The organism is Enterocloster sp. 210928-DFI.2.20 (genome assembly GCF_020554465.1).
Lineage (GTDB): Bacteria > Bacillota > Clostridia > Lachnospirales > Lachnospiraceae > Enterocloster > Enterocloster bolteae.
Genome location: NZ_JAJCHK010000022.1, coordinates 35,267 through 52,088 on the forward strand (window position 1 = coordinate 35,267; position 16,822 = coordinate 52,088).

The following is a 16,822-nucleotide window of genomic DNA, read 5'->3' on the forward strand; positions in this document are numbered from 1 at the left end:
GATATGATGCGGAAGGTTGATATAGTACGGAATGTTAGTATAGTAAGGAGTGTTAGTATAGTAAGGAGTGTTAATATAATACGGAAAAGACACATGGCAGCAGCCCTTTTAGGCGCTGTGCTGATTGTATCCATGATTCCGGTCCGGGTCCTGGCAAAGGACCGGACTGGGGAGGGATGGAGACACAAGGTGGAAATCACCGCCCACAGGGGGGACAACACCCAGGCGCCGGAGAATACCATGCCGGCTTTTAAAGCCGCAGTGGAAAATGGGGCTGACTGGATTGAACTGGATGTGACGCAGACAAAAGACGGGGTCCTGGTGATTTTCCACGATGCGGATTTGATGAGGATGACAGGAAAGCCGGATAAGATATGGGATATGAGCTATGAGGAATTGAGCCAAATTAATACCGCCAGCCATTGGGGGCCGTTTTTCAAGGATACCAGGATACCCACGCTGGAGGAGGTATTGGATTACTGCAAGGATAAGATAAAGCTGAATATAGAGGTAAAAGTCAATGACCACCAGACCCAGGACTTTATTGCGCGCCTGGTAGGGCTGATTCAGGACAAGGGCATGGCAGGCCAGTGCATGATCACTTCATTTGACTACCATTCCCTTCAGGCGGTAAAGCAGCTGGCCCCGGCCCTGGAGACTGGATTTATCTCATCCAAGGCCATAGAGCAGCCGGAGGCATTTACCAGCGCTGACAATTTTGTGCTGAGCATAGACCTCATTAATCCTGAGACGGTGAGCCGTATTCATTCCCTGGGCAAGGAAGTGATAGCCTGGACTGTTAATGACGCCTACTCTGTTGACAAATGCAGGAAAGCGGGGGCGGATAATCTGATTACGGATAAACCCAGGAAAATCATGGAGGACTAACACACGGTTGGAGCCTTTTGTATAGATTTTCCATTTAAGACCATACTTTCCATATATAAGCAGGAATGGAGGAGATGGTATGAGACTGCCAAAACACATCGGAATCATCCCGGATGGAAACCGGAGATGGGCCAAAGGCCAGGGAATGGATAAATCAGAGGGATACGGGCACGGGATTACACCTGGAATGTCCCTGTACCGCATGTGCCGGGAGCTGGGGATTGGGGAAATGTCCTTTTATGGTTTTACCACAGATAACACAAAGCGTCCTTCCGCCCAGAGACAGGCATTTACCAGGGCCTGTGTGGCGGCGGTTGAGGAGCTGGCAAAGGAAGATGCCAGCCTGCTTGTGCTGGGAAATACAAAATCCCCCATGTTTCCCCATGAGCTTCTTCCCTTTACCGCCAGGCATGATTTTGGAAAAGGCGGGATGAAGATTAACTTCCTGGTGAACTACAGCTGGGAGTGGGATTTGGGCTATAAGGATGAGACCATAGGGCCGGGACTTAAAACAGCTGAGGTTTCCAGAATCGACCTGATTATACGGTGGGGCGGAAGACGGCGCCTTTCAGGCTTTTTGCCGGTGCAGTCCGTGTATTCGGATTTTTATGTGGTGGATGATTACTGGCCTGACTTTAAGAGGGAACATGTGGAAGATGCCCTTAAGTGGTACGCGGCCCAGGATATTACCCTGGGAGGGTGATTTTTTGACAAATTTCAACGTGTAATCGTCTTTTTTCAACATTTTAAGATTAATAATACCAGGGGGGTGTAAAATACTAAAGATTAAAATTGCGGTACGGGGACAGGTGCATGATACAGATAGCAATATGTGATGATGACTTTCAGGTGTGCAGCCAGCTGGAGGACTATATCAGGCGATGGAAAGAGGGGCGCAGGCTGGAGGTTGAGATATTCAACACCGGTAAGGAATTTGAGGAAGCACTCAAGGAACGGCATTATGATTTGATTTTTCTGGACATTGTGATGAGGGACAGGAACGGGATTGAACTGGGCAGGTTCATTCGGGAAGAGCTGGGCAATGATACGAGCATGATTGTCTATATGTCGGCTTACGGGGATGAATACGCGCTGGATTTGTTCCAGTTCCAGCCCTTTCATTTTATAAAAAAGCCAATCAGGCCAGAGGACTTCCAGAATATATTTTATAAAGCTTGCGAAAAGATAGAGGGTGATGCCGGAATCTTTGAATTCAAATCAAGCCGGACCGTATACAGAATACCTTTAAAAGACATCCTCTATTTTGAAGGTGATAACCGGCGGGTAAAGATTGTGACTGCCGGCCATACATATCATTGCTATTCCACCTTAGAAAATTTGTTTTCCAAAATCAACATGGACCAGGCTGGTTTCATACGGCTGCATAAGTCCTATGCCGTAAATCTCAGGTATGTGGCCACCTTCAGTGTGCGTATGGTGACCCTGTTTGACGGTTCGGAGTTTACGGTCAGCGCTCCTTTTAAGGAGAATGCGCTGAGGCAGTATGAGGGGTATATTTCCAAGACGGGAATGGGACGGGGAGATACGTCCGGAGAATAAATGCAGGAAAAAAAGCAGATGCACAAAAACAAGGCAGGCGCCAGAAGGTTTTTCCTTCAGACGCCTGCCTTTTATGGACAGTTGGAAACAGGCCTATGGGGTTTCATAGATTCCTTTAATGATTCTTACGGTCTTGTCCATGCCAAGCTTACTGATGTTAAGCAGCATCTGGTGGGACTCAATGCTGCCCCATTTGCGTTTGGTGTAGTTTTCGTAATAGTTTTTGCGGCGGCGATCCGTGGACTTGATGGCGTTGACAGCATCCCTCTCTGAAAAACTGTAGCGATCCATAATCCGGCGCACCCGATCTTCCATATCCGCACAGATAAATACGTCAATCAGGTCGGGGTGGCTGCGGAGCACGTAATCACCGCAGCGGCCTACGATGACACAGGGGCCCTTCTGGGCCAGTGCCTCTATAATAATGGTCTGGGTGACATAAGTGCTGTCATTCAGGGATAATCCATATCCGGTTACGGAATTAGGCTCCTTGGGAATCTGATAGCCGGCCAGGAAGGAGGACAGTGCGGACTCGTCTGCCTTTTCAATGCTTACAGGAGAATGTCCCATCCTTTCAGCGGCCATCTCCACCAGATTCCGGTCATAGAGAGGAATCCCCAGCTGGTCTGACAGCCTTTGGGCGACTTCGTGGCCTCCGCTGCCGAACTGACGGGCTATCGTGATAATCTTATGGCTCATAGTTCCACTCCTTTCCAACCTTAAAAATGAAAATATGCACAAAACATTTCTTATATGTACTATTATAACGCACTATTTGCACAAAAGATATATAAAGTTGGAAATTTATATGTTTTTCAGATTTGGTTTTCAGATTTGGATTTCCCGGAGCTGCAGCCAGCTATCGTTTGTATCCCTTTTCTGCCTCTTCGGTCTGTGACATATCGGCTGCTGCGGCCTCACTGTATGCTGCCTCTGTTTGTCCGGTGTGCGCTGTTACCTCCATGCATTCCTCCGATGGTTCCCGGTCCCGGCAGTTCCCGCAGTCCCGGAAGTCCCGGTAACCTCCGCAGTCGCCGGGTGCCGTCCCATTGCCCTGGCCGGATTCCCGTTTCTCATGCATCAGTTCCCATATAGTATCGTGCATCCATTTTACCGTATCGCTGAGAATTTTGTTTTCTGTATCCAGGTTCATGATTACGTTGTTCATTTCAGCAATGATTTCCCGGCTGTTGTAGCGCTTATGGGGTTCGGTCAGCCGGGTGATAAGGGACGGATTGGTCTTCAGGATTTCCCTGGAGAGAAATTCGTCACGCTCATCGCAGGACATCCGCATGAATTCCGAGTAATGCATCCTGACCATGTGCATGGCTTCCTGGGTGCCGCATTTGGGGCACTGGGGATGACGGGATGTCTGATAATAGGCATAGTGTCCGCATTTGGGGCAATAAAAAACAGCAAGTTCTCTCATAATGTCCTCTCCTGATTAATACTTATTAATATATATAGCGTTTCAAATCGCAAAATATACCACTTTTTTTTGCGATTTTTGTAAATTCGTCAGATTGGACAAAAAAACGGCAGACTAATTGGTTAGTCTGCCGTGGGCCGCCGGTTAAATGAACGGATGCAGGGGCGGCCTTATGGTTGCTGTGTATCTGTTACTGTGCGGTGCTCTGAGTCTGGATGACACCTTCTGTGTTTACGGTCCATACCTTGTCGTTCTCGTCCTTGAAATCCTTGTAGCCGCTGCCAAGCTCAGGCATGGCGTTTGATTTGGAGGAAGAGGTGGCCTTCTGTACGGCGCCGTTGCTGTTTACAAGATACTGATTGCCGTTTAACTCTACAGGTGCAAAGCGCAGGTCCTTGTCAGCTTCCTGACGCAGGCCGTATACATACAGCACATTGTCCTTGATGCCGTGGAAGCCCTGGCCCTTTCTGGAGCCGTCGGTGTGGAAATACCAGTTCTGGGTCTCGCCTAAGTCCTCATCGAAGATGACCTGCTTGCCGGTCTTCATAACGCCCTCTTCATCAAAGTAGAAGTTAGCCACGTTGCCGTCCTCCAGGTTTACCACCTTCTTGCCGGTCTGCATTTCTCCCTTTGTGTTAAAAGCGTATTTTCTGGATTCAATGGTGAACAGTTCAAGACCCTTTTCTGCATGGTAGGGCTTGCCGTTCTTGAAATAGAAGCGGTAAAGCTCGGCTTCTTCGCTGAGTCCTTCTATGCCCTCGATGGTTCTCCATCCGGAAGCGCGCTTTCCGTCCTCATCGTAGTACTGATAGCCGGCAGCGGTCTGCTCAGACACAGGAGCTGCCTCGGAAGGGGTAGCTGTCTGGGCCTCGCCGGACTCTGCTGCTGCCTGGACAGGAAGCTTGTACCAGCCTGTCTGCATGCGGCCGTCCACAAAGGTGTAGTACTGGCCTTCAATCTTTTTGTCAACTTCATTTTCAATACGCTTGCCCGTATTGTCGAAGTAGTACCATGATTCAACGTATTCCGGATCATCGGTTTCATCTGCCAGAAGAATCCAGCCGGTCTTTCTGCTTCCGTCCTCGCCGAGATAGTAGTTGTAACCATCTACGGTGATGGAGCCGGTCTGCATGATACCGTCCTCGTTGAAATAATACCAGCTTCCATTGATGGAAGCCCATCTGGAGGTCAGGGCCTTGCCGTCCCTTCCATAATAGTAGTACAGGAATTCAGGAGCATCGTCCTCATCCCAGAAATCTTCATTTTCCACGGAAACCCACTTCATGCTCACGCGTTTTCCGTCTTCTCCTACGTAATACTCATCAATCTGTCTGTCAGCGGCGCGGATTCCGTCTGAATCCAGGTAGTACCAGTCATCGCCATTCTTCTTCCAGGTATCGGTGATTGCCTCTCCGTAAGAATCATAGTAATACCAGTTTCCGTTTTCCTCTGTCCAGCCCACGGTTTTTGCGTAAGCAGTGGAAGCGGTGCCGATGAAGTTAGGGGTTACTGCTGCCATGAACATGGCAGTGGATAATACAGCCAGAACTTTGATCTGTTTTTTCATAATAATGAATCTCTCCTTTTTGATATGTGTGTTTGTCTGTGGCCGAAAATCCGGTGTTGCATTACGTGGTTTATTATAACGGACATGAATGTGTAATGATAGTGATGGTTGCTGGAAGTTATGGAAGGCACTGGAGGGGGGCCCCTAAAGCCGCTCCGGCGGTCATTGTAAGAGAAAATATAGTATTATTTTAAGGCGTTTTATGCTATACTCTCCATAGTTGATAGACCGGAAGGGGGACCTTAATTTATGAAAATGAAGATTTCCAATTATATAGCAGGCAAGCTGGTGGAGGAGGGAATCAGCCAGGCTTTCATGGTGACAGGGGGAGGCGCCATGCATCTGGATGACGGCCTGGGGCACCAGGAGGGGCTTCACTGTATTTATAACCACCATGAGCAGGCATGCGCCATGGCTGCTGAGGCTTATGCCAGGATTCACAACCGCATCGCGGCGCTGTGCGTCACCACTGGTCCGGGAGGAACCAATGCAATTACCGGTGTGGTGGGGGGATGGCTGGATTCCATTCCCATGCTGGTACTGTCGGGGCAGGTGCGCTATGATACAACGGCCAGGTGGTCCGGTGTGGGCATCCGCGCCATGGGCGACCAGGAGTTTGATATCTGTAAAGCCATTGACTGTATGACAAAGTATTCGGAGATGGTCATTGATCCCATGAGGATCAGGTACTGTCTGGAGAAGGCCCTTTACCTGGCCCGGTCCGGGCGTCCGGGCCCCTGCTGGCTGGATATTCCCCTGAATGTACAGGGCGCCTTTGTGGAGACAGAGGAGCTTCCTGGCTTTAACGCGGCTGACTACGAGGCCGGAGGAAACGGCTGGGCCGGAAAGGACGGGGGACACGGGATACCGGAGGACGAGGCGGGAAAGGGAGAACACCGCCAGGTACTGCCGGGCAAGGTGGAGGTTTCAGCCGCCCGGACTATTATAGATAAGATAAGGGCTGCAAAGCGCCCTGTCATCAATGCGGGCAACGGAATCCGCATAGCGGGAGCCCATGATTTGTTCATGGATGTGGCCGAAAAGCTGGGCGTTCCCGTGATTACGGGCTGGGACAGCGAAGATATCATGTATGACACCCACCCCCTGTACGTGGGCCGTGCAGGCAATATGGGGGACAGGCCTGGGAATTTTGCCATTCAAAACAGCGACCTGGTGCTCTCCATTGGAAGCCGTCTGAGTATCCGGCAGGTGGGATATAACTTTGAGACATGGGCCAGGGAGGCTTATGTGATTGTCAATGATATAGATGAGGAAGAGCTGAAGAAGCCGTCAGTCCACAGCGACATGCGGGTCCATGCCGATGCAAAGGATCTTCTGGAACAGCTGGACCTGGTTCTGGACCGCGTTTTGGCAGAGGAAGAGGGAAATCTCCCTGAGAGCGTCAGCCGTCCAGGCAGCAGACAGGTGTTTGACGGAGGAAATGGCCTCAGGGATATGACATGGAGCAGAACCTGCGCCATGTGGAAGGAGAAATATCCTGTTATACTGCCCAAGCACTTTGCCCATACGGATGAGGAACCGGCCAATGTGTACGCGTTTATCCATGCTGTCAGCAGCCGCCTGAGAGAGGGGCAGGTGACGGTGGTGGGCAATGGCTCCGCCTGTGTGGTGGGGGGGCACGCCTATATCATTAAGAAGGGCCAGCGTTTCATCACCAATTCCGCCATTGCCTCTATGGGATATGACCTGCCGGCAGCCATAGGCGCCTGGACCGCTTCCAGGGATAAGGGCTGCTACAGCCAGGGCGGGGACAGAAGCGGGGAGGACCTGATCCTGGTGACAGGGGACGGAAGCATGCAGATGAATCTTCAGGAGCTGCAGACCATCATCCACCACAGAATGGGGATCAAGATATTTGTGATTAACAACGGGGGATACCATTCCATCCGCCAGACCCAGAAGAATTTCTTTGGGGAGCCGCTGATTGGAATCGGCGTGGACAGCGGGGATTTGAGCTTCCCGGCTCTGGATAAGCTGGCGGCGGCCTACGGCTACCCCTACGTGTCAGCAAGGCACAACAGCGAGCTGGGGGAGGCTGTGGAGAAAACCCTGGCGGCAGAGGGACCTGCTATCTGCGAGGTATTCGTGTCCATGGACCAGAACTTTGAACCCAAGTCATCCGCCAAGAGACTGCCGGACGGCACCATGGTGTCGCCGCCCCTGGAGGACCTGTCGCCCTTCCTGCCGGATGAGGAGATGGATGAAAATATGATTATTCCCAGGATCAAGGGATAGACCTGCCAGCAGACCAAAGGACAGGCCTGCCGCGGGGGATCCGGGATAAGAAGGAGTATATGTTATGCGTGTAATCGTAACAGGAGCTACCAGTTTTATCGGAAAGGCTGTTACAAAAGAGCTGCTGGCCGGAGGCCATCATGTATTTGCCGTGGTAAGGCCGGACTCTCCGGGGCGAGGCCGGCTTGAACAGCCCGGGGCGGAAGCCGGGGAAAAGGCAGAAGAAGAGACTGGGGAAGAGACAGGCAATAAGGCCGGAAAAAAAGCTGGAAAAGAAGGGGGGCGCATTACCGTCCTTCCCTTTGCCCTAAAGGACATCGGTAAGCTGGATGCCTGCCCGGAACTGGTCTCCTGTCCGGTTTTAAAATCCCGTTCTGACCTCAAAACAAAGGCAGACCTGTGGCTTCATCTGGGCTGGGAGGGGGCCGGCAGCGCCAACCGCCAGGACCCTCATGTCCAGGCCCGCAACATCGGGTATGCCCTGGATTCCCTTCACACGGCAGCCCGTCTGGGGTGCGTCAGGTTTCTTTTTTGCGGCTCCCAGGCCGAGTACGGCATTGCGGACGGCGTTATGGGCGAGGAGATTTTGTGCCATCCTGTCTCTGAATACGGAAAGGACAAGCTGGAGGTATGCCGCAGGGCAGGGGAAGAGGCAAAGGCCCTGGGGATTGATTATATCCATGCCAGGATATTCAGCGTTTACGGTCCCGGAGACCATCCCTGGTCCCTGGTGTCCACCTGCCTCAATACCTTTCTTAAAGGAGGCAGGATGGAGCTTGGGGAATGTACCCAGCAGTGGAATTTCCTTCATGTGAGGGATGCGGCCAGGGCCCTGACAGGGCTTCTGCTTGCCAAAGTACCGGCCGGCGTGTATAATGTGGCAGGAGAAGACACCCGCCCCCTTAAGTCGTACATTGAACAGATGCACCGGCTCTGCGGTGAAAAGGGCACCTATGAATATGGAAAACGGCCGCCCAATGCAGAGGGAGTGGTATCCCTGGTGCCGGATATCAGGAAGCTTAAGGAAGCAGCAGGATTCGCCCAGGAGATTTCGTTTGAGGACGGAATCAGGGAAATGATTGGATTATATAAGGAGAATTGTCTATGAAACGATGCATCGCCTGCGGCGCCCCGTTATGGGAGACGCCGCTGCTTACGTTAGATAATATGCCTGCCTCGGCCCAGCACATGCCGGATGCACAGGGGGTAAAGGAGGACCGGGGACTGACCCTGGATTTATGCCAGTGCATGGGCTGCGGACTGGTCCAGTTTGACTGTGAGCCGGTGGACTATTACCGGGATGTAATTCGGGCCGGCGGCTTTTCAAAGACCATGGTGGAGCTGCGCAGATACCAGTATAAGCATCTCATTGACAGCTATCATCTGGAGGGAAAGAAATTCATCGAAGTGGGGTGCGGCCAGGGAGAATTCTTAAAGGTTCTGTCGGAATTTCCGGTGGAGGTCCACGGCATAGAGCATGATCCCCACCTGGTGGAGCTGGCAAGGGCCCAGGGGCTGGATGTGACGGAAGGGTTTACGGAGACAGAGGATACGCGGTTTGCCGGCGGGCTGTATGACGTATTCCTGTCCTTTAATTTCCTGGAGCACCAGCCGGACCCCAGCACCATGCTTCAGGCCATATACCGCAACCTGGAGGACGATGCCATGGGGCTTATCACAGTCCCAAGCTTTGAATATATCATGGACCACAACAGCTATTATGAACTGATACGGGACCATCTGGCCTACTACACCTTTGAGACCCTTACCCCCCTTCTGGAGCGCAACGGGTTCCAGGTAGAAGAGTGCGAGGTTATCAACAGGGACACCCTTTCCGTTATTGTAAGGAAGCGTCCGCAGATGGATACGGAGAACCTGCTGGAGTGTTATGTGAATTTGAAACGGGAGATGGAGACTTATATGAAGTATCTGGATGCCTGGGATAAGAAGGTGGCCATCTGGGGAGCCAGCCACCAGGGCTTTACCCTTGCAGCCACTACCAAGCTGGGGGAAAAGGCAAGGTATATCATAGATTCCGCACCCTTTAAGCAGGGAAAGTTTGCCCCCGCGTCCCATCTTCCCATCGTTGGACCGGACCATTTCCATGAACACCCGGTGGATGCCATCATAATCACGGCCCCCGGTTATACGGATGAGATAGCGGCAAGCATACGCCAGAAGTTCGGGACCGCCGTGGAAATCAGGGCCATGCGTTCCAACCATCTGGAGATGGTTTAGGAGGGATGATAACATGCGCGTAGTAATTACCGGAGCAACCGGTTTTATCGGAAGCAATCTGGCCAGGGTGTTTCTGGAGCAGGGGGCCCATGTGTACGCCCTGGTGCGTCCGGGTTCCCTTCATCTGGACGCCCTTCCTGTTCATGAGAGACTGCATACAGTGGCCTGCGACCTGGCCCATGTTTTGGAATGCGTCCCTGAGGTGGGACATGCAGACGGCTTTTTCCATATGGCCTGGGGAGGTGTGAACCGGGAGGAGATAGACTCGCCGGAGGTTCAGGCCCGCAATGTGGCAGGCTCCCTGGACTGTGTGGAGGCAGCCGGACGTCTGGGATGCCGGGTATTCATGGACGCTGGTTCCAGAGTGGAATACGGGGCTGTTGACGGAATCATGGAAGAGGAAGCGCCCTGCCGTCCCATCAATGAATACGGAAAGGCAAAATGGGAGTTTTACCAGAAGGCAGCTCCCCTTTGCAGCCGTCTGGGCCTTCACTATTACCATCTGAGATTTTTCAGTGTGTATGGCTGCGGGGATCATCCGTGGTCCATCATATCCACCCTGGTGCGGGATTTAAGGCAGGATAAGAAGGTTTCCCTGAGCGCGTGCAGGCATATGTGGAATTTTATGTATATTGAGGATGCGGTACAGGCAGTATATGAATTATACAGGCAGGCCGTAAATGAAGAACCTGGTTTAAAAAAGGACAATTTGCGCAGTCCCATAAGCGCTATTGTCAACATAGCCAGCCAGGATACCAGGCCCCTCCGGTCCTTTGTTGAGGAAATCCATGATATCGTAGGATTTAAGGGAACGCTGGAGTACGGGACCTTTGTACAGGCCAAAGAGGGCGCCCTGTCCATCCGGCCTGACATTACCAGACTTAAGAGACTCACAGGCGGCAGATGGCAGGAGCGCTATACCTTCCGCCAAGGCATCGAAGAAACCATAGAGAAAGAAGAAGCATAGAGAGATATGAAGAAAATCAGCGTATTGATTCCCTGTTATAATGAAGCGGAAAATGTAGGCCCTATCAGCAGGGCAGTGACGGAAATCCTGGAAAAAGAGCTGCCGCAGTATGACTATGAGCTGGTATTCATTGATAATGATTCCACAGACGGCACCAGGGATATCATCCGGGGCCTGTGCGCGGACAACCCGCGCATCAAGGCCATACTCAATGCCCGGAATTTCGGCCAGTTCAATTCCCCCTATTACGGAATGCTCCAGGTCACCGGAGACTGCGTCATTGAGATGGTGGCGGATTTCCAGGACCCTGTGGAAATGATACCTAAATACATCCATGAGTGGGAGAAGGGATATAAAATCGTTATCGGCATCAAGACCAGCAGCAAGGAAAACCGTCTGATGTACTGGCTCAGAAGCTGCTATTACAAGACCATCAAGAAATTGTCGGATGTGGAGCAGATTGAGCATTTTACCGGTTCCGGTCTCTATGACAGGGAGTTCATCGAGGTCTTACGCAACCTGGATGACCCCACTCCTTTCCTCAGGGGAATCGTGGCTGAGCTGGGATACCGCCGCAAGGAGATTCCCTATGAGCAGCCGCGCCGCAGGGCGGGCAAGACCCATAATAACTTTTATCGTCTGTATGACGCCGCCATGCTCAGCGTTACTTCCTATACAAAAGCAGGCCTGCGTCTGGCTACGATTTTCGGCAGCATATGCGCTGTTGTCAGCATGCTCATCGCCATGGTCTACCTGGTAATGAAGCTGATTTGGTGGGACCGTTTTCCGGCAGGCATGGCGCCCATGCTGATCGGAATGCTGTTTTTGGGGTCGGTACAGCTGTTCTTCATCGGTTTTCTGGGAGAGTATATCATGAGTATTAACCAGCGGGTGATGAAGCGGCCCCTGGTTATTGAGGAAGAGCGTATTAATTTTAACGAGGAAGAGAAAAAGGGCGGTAATGAAGCATGAAATATAAGATAGACGTGGTACGCATCCGGGAGAATTCCATTACCCTTAACGGATGGGCTATAGGTAAATCCCCTGACAGCAAGGCCACCTTCCGGGTGGAGGATGAGAAGCGCCAGCCGGTAAAATTTAAGCATGTAAATACCCGCAGGGATGATGTGAGCCAGATATATTTTAAGAAGGTCTATGACCGGGAATTTGGATTTGACATCCAGTTTCCCTATGAGCGGGGGAAGGATTATTACCTGCTGATCCGCTGTGAGGGACGCCAGGCAAAAATCAAGTACAATGAGGAACTGATTGCCAGGCGGGCCAGCGTGGCCCACAAGCGCATGGAGAAGCTTAAGGACCTGATGAACATGGAGACAGTCCATGTGGCCATGGATTTTTGGAAGGAGCATGGCCTTAAGGCCCTTGTGGTCAAGTCAAAGCACAAGCTGCAGGGAATTGACAATGATTATGATTACAGCGAGTGGTATGAGCTGACCAAACCAACGGACGAGGAGCTGGCGGAGCAGAGAAAGCATTTATTTGACTTTGAGCCCATGCTGTCTGTTGTGATTCCCGCCTATAAGACCCCGGAGCGCTATCTCAGGGAAATGCTGGACTCTATCATGGAACAGACCTATACAAACTGGGAGATATGTGTTGCAGACGGAAGTCCCAGGGGTGAGGGGCTGGAGCGTGTGCTTAAGAAGTACGCGGACCGTGACCGGCGTGTGCGCTATGAGATTCTGGGCAGCAACCGCGGAATCTCAGGCAATACCAATGCAGCCCTGGATATGGCCAGGGGAGACTTTGTCATCCTGGCCGATCATGACGATACGCTTCCTCCCAATGCTTTTTATGAGGTCGTGAAGGCAATCAATGAAAATCCCGACTGCCAGGTTATTTATTCTGATGAAGATAAGCTGGACATGGATGGAAAGGCCCTGTTTGACCCTCATTTCAAACCGGATTTCAACCCGGATTTGCTGACCAGCGTCAATTATATATGCCATCTGTTCGTCATAAGGCAGGATTTGTTAAAGCAGGTGGGCGGATTCCGCCAGGAGTTTGACGGCGCCCAGGATTATGATTTCATTTTCCGGTGTACGGAGGCGGCAAAGAGGGTATACCATATTCCAAAGGTCCTCTATCACTGGCGCTGCCATCAGAATTCCACGGCCAGCAACCCGGAGAGCAAGATGTATGCCTTTGAGGCCGGATCCAGAGCCATCATGGCCCACTATGAGCGTATGGGAATTCCGGCAGTGAAGGTGGAGAAGGGCGTGGATTACGGCATTTACCATACCACCTTTGAGATACAGGGGGAACCTCTGGTGTCTGTCATCATCCCCAACAAGGACCACAGCCAGGACCTGGATGTGTGCGTGCGGTCCCTGATGGAGAAATCGTCATACCGGAACCTGGAATTCATTATCGTGGAAAATAACAGTTCCCAGAAGGAAACCTTTGCCTACTATGATAAGATGCAGGCGGAGCACACCAATTTCCGGGTGGTTACCTGGAAGGAGGGCTTCAACTATTCAGCCATCAATAATTACGGAGCCTCCTTTGCAAAGGGTGAATACCTGCTGCTGCTCAACAATGACACGGAGCTGATTGAAGAGGACAGTATAAATGAAATGCTGGGATTCTGCCAGAGGGAGGATGTGGGCATTGCAGGAGCCAGACTTCTCTATGGGGATGACACCATACAGCACGCCGGAGTGGTCATAGGCTTTGGCGGCATTGCGGGCCATACATTTATCGGACTTCATAAGGCCGAGAACAGCTATTTCCACAGAGCCATGTGCGCCCAGGACTACAGCGCCGTCACGGCGGCCTGCCTCATGACAAAGAAATCCGTCTTTGACCAGGTGGGAGGTTTGAGCCCGGAGCTGGCAGTGGCCTTTAATGACATTGATTACTGCATGAAAGTACGCGCCCTGGGGAAAATGGTAGTGTATGCGCCTTATTCATGCTTTTACCACTATGAATCCAAGTCCAGAGGACTGGAGGATACGCCTGAAAAGATAGCCCGCTTTAACCGGGAGGTGGCCATTTTCGTACGGAAGTGGCCTGATATCATTCAAAATGGCGACCCCTGCTACAACCCCAACCTGACGCTGCGCAAATCTAATTTCGCGCTCAGGGACCTTCTGAAGGAAAAAATAGGTGAGCCTTATGACCTTAAGGTTTACGAACAGTTTGCGCCGGAGGACGATACGAAAGCACATGAGTGACCATAGAAATGATTATGAAGCAGAATGCGATTATAAAGCGGGACGCGGCAATGAAGCGGGATGCGATAATAAAGCAGGATGCGGCAATGAAGCGGGACGTGGCAATGAAACCGGCCGAAGAACAGGCAGGCGCAGAAAGGTAACCATCGTCATACCCAATTATAACGGGCTTAAGTTTATGGAACCCTGTTTCAAAGCTCTCAGCATGCAGATTTGCCGGGATTTTGACATCCTGGTGGTGGACAACGGTTCCACAGACGGAAGCGTGGAGTGGCTGAAGGAGCAAGAGATTCCGGCCATTTTCCTGCCGGAGAACACCGGGTTCTCAGGCGCGGTGAATGTGGGCCTTAAGGCGGCGGCGACTCCCTATGTGATTCTGCTCAACAATGACACGGAGCCGGACTTCCACTATGTGGGAGAAATGATTAAGGCCATTGAGCGCTCCCCAAAGATATTTTCCGTCAGCTGCAAGATGATTCAGCTCTGCCACAAGGAGCTGATGGACGATGCCGGGGATATGTACAGTCTGTTGGGCTGGGCATACCAGAGAGGGGTGGGACGCTCATCCGCAAAATATAACAGGGCCTGCCGCATCTTCTCGGCCTGCGCCGGGGCAGCCATCTACCGCCGGGAGGTGTTTGATGAAATCGGATACTTTGACGAGATGCATTTTGCGTACCTGGAGGATTTGGACGTTGGCTACAGGGCCAGAATTGCGGGATATGACAACATCTACTGTCCCACGGCCATGGTTTATCATGTGGGAAGCGGCACCAGCGGTTCCAAGTACAATCCCTTCAAGGTAAAGCTGGCTGCCAGGAATAATATTTATCTGAATTATAAAAACATGCCCCTTTTGCAGCTGGCGGTGAACCTGGTTCCGATTCTCCTGGGAATGGGACTTAAATACATGTTTTTTAAGAAAAAGGGATTTGGAAGGGATTATGCGGCTGGCGTGAAGGAAGGCCTGGCAACCGCTAAAAGGTGCCGGAAGGTGCCTTACAGCAGGGAACGGCTTAAAAATTATCTGGCCATTGAATGGGAATTGATTACAGGGACCCTTATCTATGTTTATGAGTTTGCCGCAAGGCAGATTGCTAAATTATGAACTTTTTCGAAATTAAGAGAAATGTTATAGAATAATGACGGCTTATCATGTATAATAACAACGATATTTACGGTAAGAAGGGATTCCCTGAGAAACCAAGGTGAAATACAATGATAAAAGATAACCAGAAAAGGCTGAACCGCATGCATGTCCTGCTGGATATACTGGTCACTGTGGTGGCCTATGCTCTGGCATGGTTCATTGTCATCAGCGGAAAGGTACTGCCCTTAGACGAAGGCGTGCTAAAGCCCCAGGTATATTTTATGGCGCTCATTTTTATCGTGCCCATATACCTGATTCTATATGCCAGTTTCCATCTGTATGTGCCCAAACGGATTCAGGGGCGGCGTTCGGAACTGGCCAATATCTGCAAGGCCAATGTCATCGGCCTTATGCTCTTTACGTTCGTGCTTTTTGGCCTGCGAAGGTTCGTAAGCCATCTGAGCTATTTCTCCACAAAGATGATTCTGGCATTCTTTGCGGCCAATATCATCCTGCTGGAAGCAGAGCGGATATCAATACGCATCTTCCTGCGCTCCCTGCGGACCAACGGCTATAATCAGAAGCATGTGCTCCTTATTGGCTACAGCCGGGCGGCCGAAGGGTTCATCGACAGGGTCAGCGTCAATCCGGAATGGGGTTACCATGTCCAGGGAATCCTGGATGACCACCGGCCGGCCGGCTTTGCATATAAAAAGGTACAGGTGCTGGGACCCACCAATCATCTGGAGGATTTCCTGGCGTCCAATACGCTGGACGAAATAGCCATTACCCTGAGCATCAAAGAGTACTCTAATCTGGAACAGATTGTGGCTGCCTGCGAGAAATCAGGCGTGCATACAAAGTTCATACCGGATTATAATAACATAATACCGACGATTCCCTATATGGAAGACCTTCAGGGACTTCCGGTAATCCACATCCGCCATGTGCCCCTTACCGGGGTGTTTAACGCCACCATGAAACGGATAGTGGATTTAGCCGGCGCTCTGTTTGGTCTGATTGTATTTTCGCCTCTCATGCTGGTTACGGCTCTGCTCATCAAAATCACTTCACCAGGGCCCGTGCTTTTCAGCCAGGAGAGGATAGGGCTGCACAACCGTCCCTTTAAGATGTACAAGTTCCGTTCCATGGAGGTTCAGGACCCGGGCAGGGAGCGCAGCCAGTGGACAACGCCCCATGATCCCAGGGTAACGCCTGTGGGACGTTTCATACGCAAGACAAGCATTGACGAGATGCCCCAGTTTTTTAATGTCCTCATTGGTGATATGAGTCTGGTGGGGCCCCGGCCGGAGCGGCCGCTGTTTGTGGAAAAATTTAAAGAAGAGATACCGCGGTATATGATTAAGCATCAGGTGCGTCCGGGACTCACGGGCTGGGCCCAGGTCAATGGCTACCGCGGGGATACATCAATTACCAAGAGGATTGAGCATGACCTTTATTACATTGAGAACTGGAGTCTGGGTTTTGACTTCAAGATTATGTTTCTCACTGTTTTCAAGGGATTTATTAATAAAAATGCATATTGATATGCATGACGTTTGCGTTAAGAATGCTCCTGCGTTTTAGCCGTGCCCGGATACAGTCTGCGGGTCAGGGGAGCGGGGCTGCT

At 51.4% G+C, this 16,822-nt stretch carries 14 protein-coding genes; 11 read left to right on the top strand and 3 right to left on the bottom strand.

Features of this window, described 5'->3' with window-relative positions:
* Positions 1-93 precede the first annotated feature (93 nt).
* From LI015_RS18395 to LI015_RS18405, 3 genes are all read left to right on the top strand, one after another.
* Complete coding sequence (locus LI015_RS18395) at positions 94-888, top strand: glycerophosphodiester phosphodiesterase (RefSeq protein WP_227125963.1); 795 nt, start codon at positions 94-96, stop codon at positions 886-888.
* A gap of 79 nt (positions 889-967) precedes the next feature.
* Positions 968-1,591 (top strand): undecaprenyl diphosphate synthase family protein, encoded by a 624-nt coding sequence (locus LI015_RS18400; protein WP_195632817.1) that lies wholly within the window; start codon positions 968-970, stop codon positions 1,589-1,591.
* Between the two features lie 110 nt (positions 1,592-1,701).
* Entirely contained in the window at positions 1,702-2,448 is a 747-nt protein-coding gene (locus LI015_RS18405) for a LytR/AlgR family response regulator transcription factor (RefSeq protein ID WP_002566558.1), read from the top strand.
* A 93-nt stretch (positions 2,449-2,541) separates the two neighbouring features.
* Here the strand turns inward: LI015_RS18405 and LI015_RS18410 are convergent, their stop codons facing one another.
* The 3 genes from LI015_RS18410 to LI015_RS18420 form a co-directional block, all read right to left on the bottom strand.
* Positions 2,542-3,147, bottom strand: coding sequence for a cytidylate kinase-like family protein (locus tag LI015_RS18410; protein WP_002566557.1), 606 nt, complete (start codon positions 3,145-3,147; stop codon positions 2,542-2,544).
* A gap of 160 nt (positions 3,148-3,307) precedes the next feature.
* On the bottom strand, positions 3,308-3,877 hold the full coding sequence (locus LI015_RS18415) for a hypothetical protein (RefSeq protein ID WP_002570723.1): 570 nt from the start codon (positions 3,875-3,877) through the stop codon (positions 3,308-3,310).
* Between the two features lie 190 nt (positions 3,878-4,067).
* A complete protein-coding gene (locus LI015_RS18420) occupies positions 4,068-5,444 on the bottom strand; it encodes a cell wall-binding protein (protein ID WP_002566555.1) in 1,377 nt (458 codons plus the stop codon).
* Between the two features lie 249 nt (positions 5,445-5,693).
* Between LI015_RS18420 and LI015_RS18425 the strand changes: the two genes are divergently transcribed.
* From LI015_RS18425 to LI015_RS18460, 8 genes are all read left to right on the top strand, one after another.
* Complete coding sequence (locus LI015_RS18425) at positions 5,694-7,700, top strand: thiamine pyrophosphate-binding protein (protein WP_227125965.1); 2,007 nt, start codon at positions 5,694-5,696, stop codon at positions 7,698-7,700.
* Positions 7,701-7,764: 64 nt separating this feature from the next.
* Positions 7,765-8,808, top strand: a complete 1,044-nt coding sequence (locus LI015_RS18430; protein WP_227125967.1) for an NAD-dependent epimerase/dehydratase family protein — start codon at positions 7,765-7,767, stop codon at positions 8,806-8,808.
* The gene (locus LI015_RS18435; protein WP_002566552.1) at positions 8,805-9,938 is read left to right on the top strand and encodes a class I SAM-dependent methyltransferase; all 1,134 of its coding nucleotides are present in this window, start codon (positions 8,805-8,807) and stop codon (positions 9,936-9,938) included. The genes LI015_RS18430 and LI015_RS18435 overlap by 4 nt, the downstream gene beginning before the upstream one ends.
* Positions 9,939-9,951: 13 nt before the next feature.
* The gene (locus LI015_RS18440; RefSeq protein ID WP_118019451.1) at positions 9,952-10,905 is read left to right on the top strand and encodes an NAD-dependent epimerase/dehydratase family protein; all 954 of its coding nucleotides are present in this window, start codon (positions 9,952-9,954) and stop codon (positions 10,903-10,905) included.
* Positions 10,906-10,911: 6 nt separating this feature from the next.
* Entirely contained in the window at positions 10,912-11,877 is a 966-nt protein-coding gene (locus LI015_RS18445) for a glycosyltransferase family 2 protein (RefSeq protein WP_002566550.1), read from the top strand.
* Positions 11,874-14,102: a glycosyltransferase family 2 protein gene (locus LI015_RS18450; protein WP_227125970.1), complete on the top strand. Its 2,229-nt coding sequence runs from the start codon at positions 11,874-11,876 to the stop codon at positions 14,100-14,102. The genes LI015_RS18445 and LI015_RS18450 overlap by 4 nt, the downstream gene beginning before the upstream one ends.
* Positions 14,095-15,210, top strand: a complete 1,116-nt coding sequence (locus LI015_RS18455; protein WP_227125972.1) for a glycosyltransferase family 2 protein — start codon at positions 14,095-14,097, stop codon at positions 15,208-15,210. The genes LI015_RS18450 and LI015_RS18455 overlap by 8 nt, the downstream gene beginning before the upstream one ends.
* A gap of 110 nt (positions 15,211-15,320) precedes the next feature.
* The gene (locus LI015_RS18460; protein WP_002566547.1) at positions 15,321-16,739 is read left to right on the top strand and encodes an undecaprenyl-phosphate glucose phosphotransferase; all 1,419 of its coding nucleotides are present in this window, start codon (positions 15,321-15,323) and stop codon (positions 16,737-16,739) included.
* Positions 16,740-16,822: the final 83 nt, after the last annotated feature.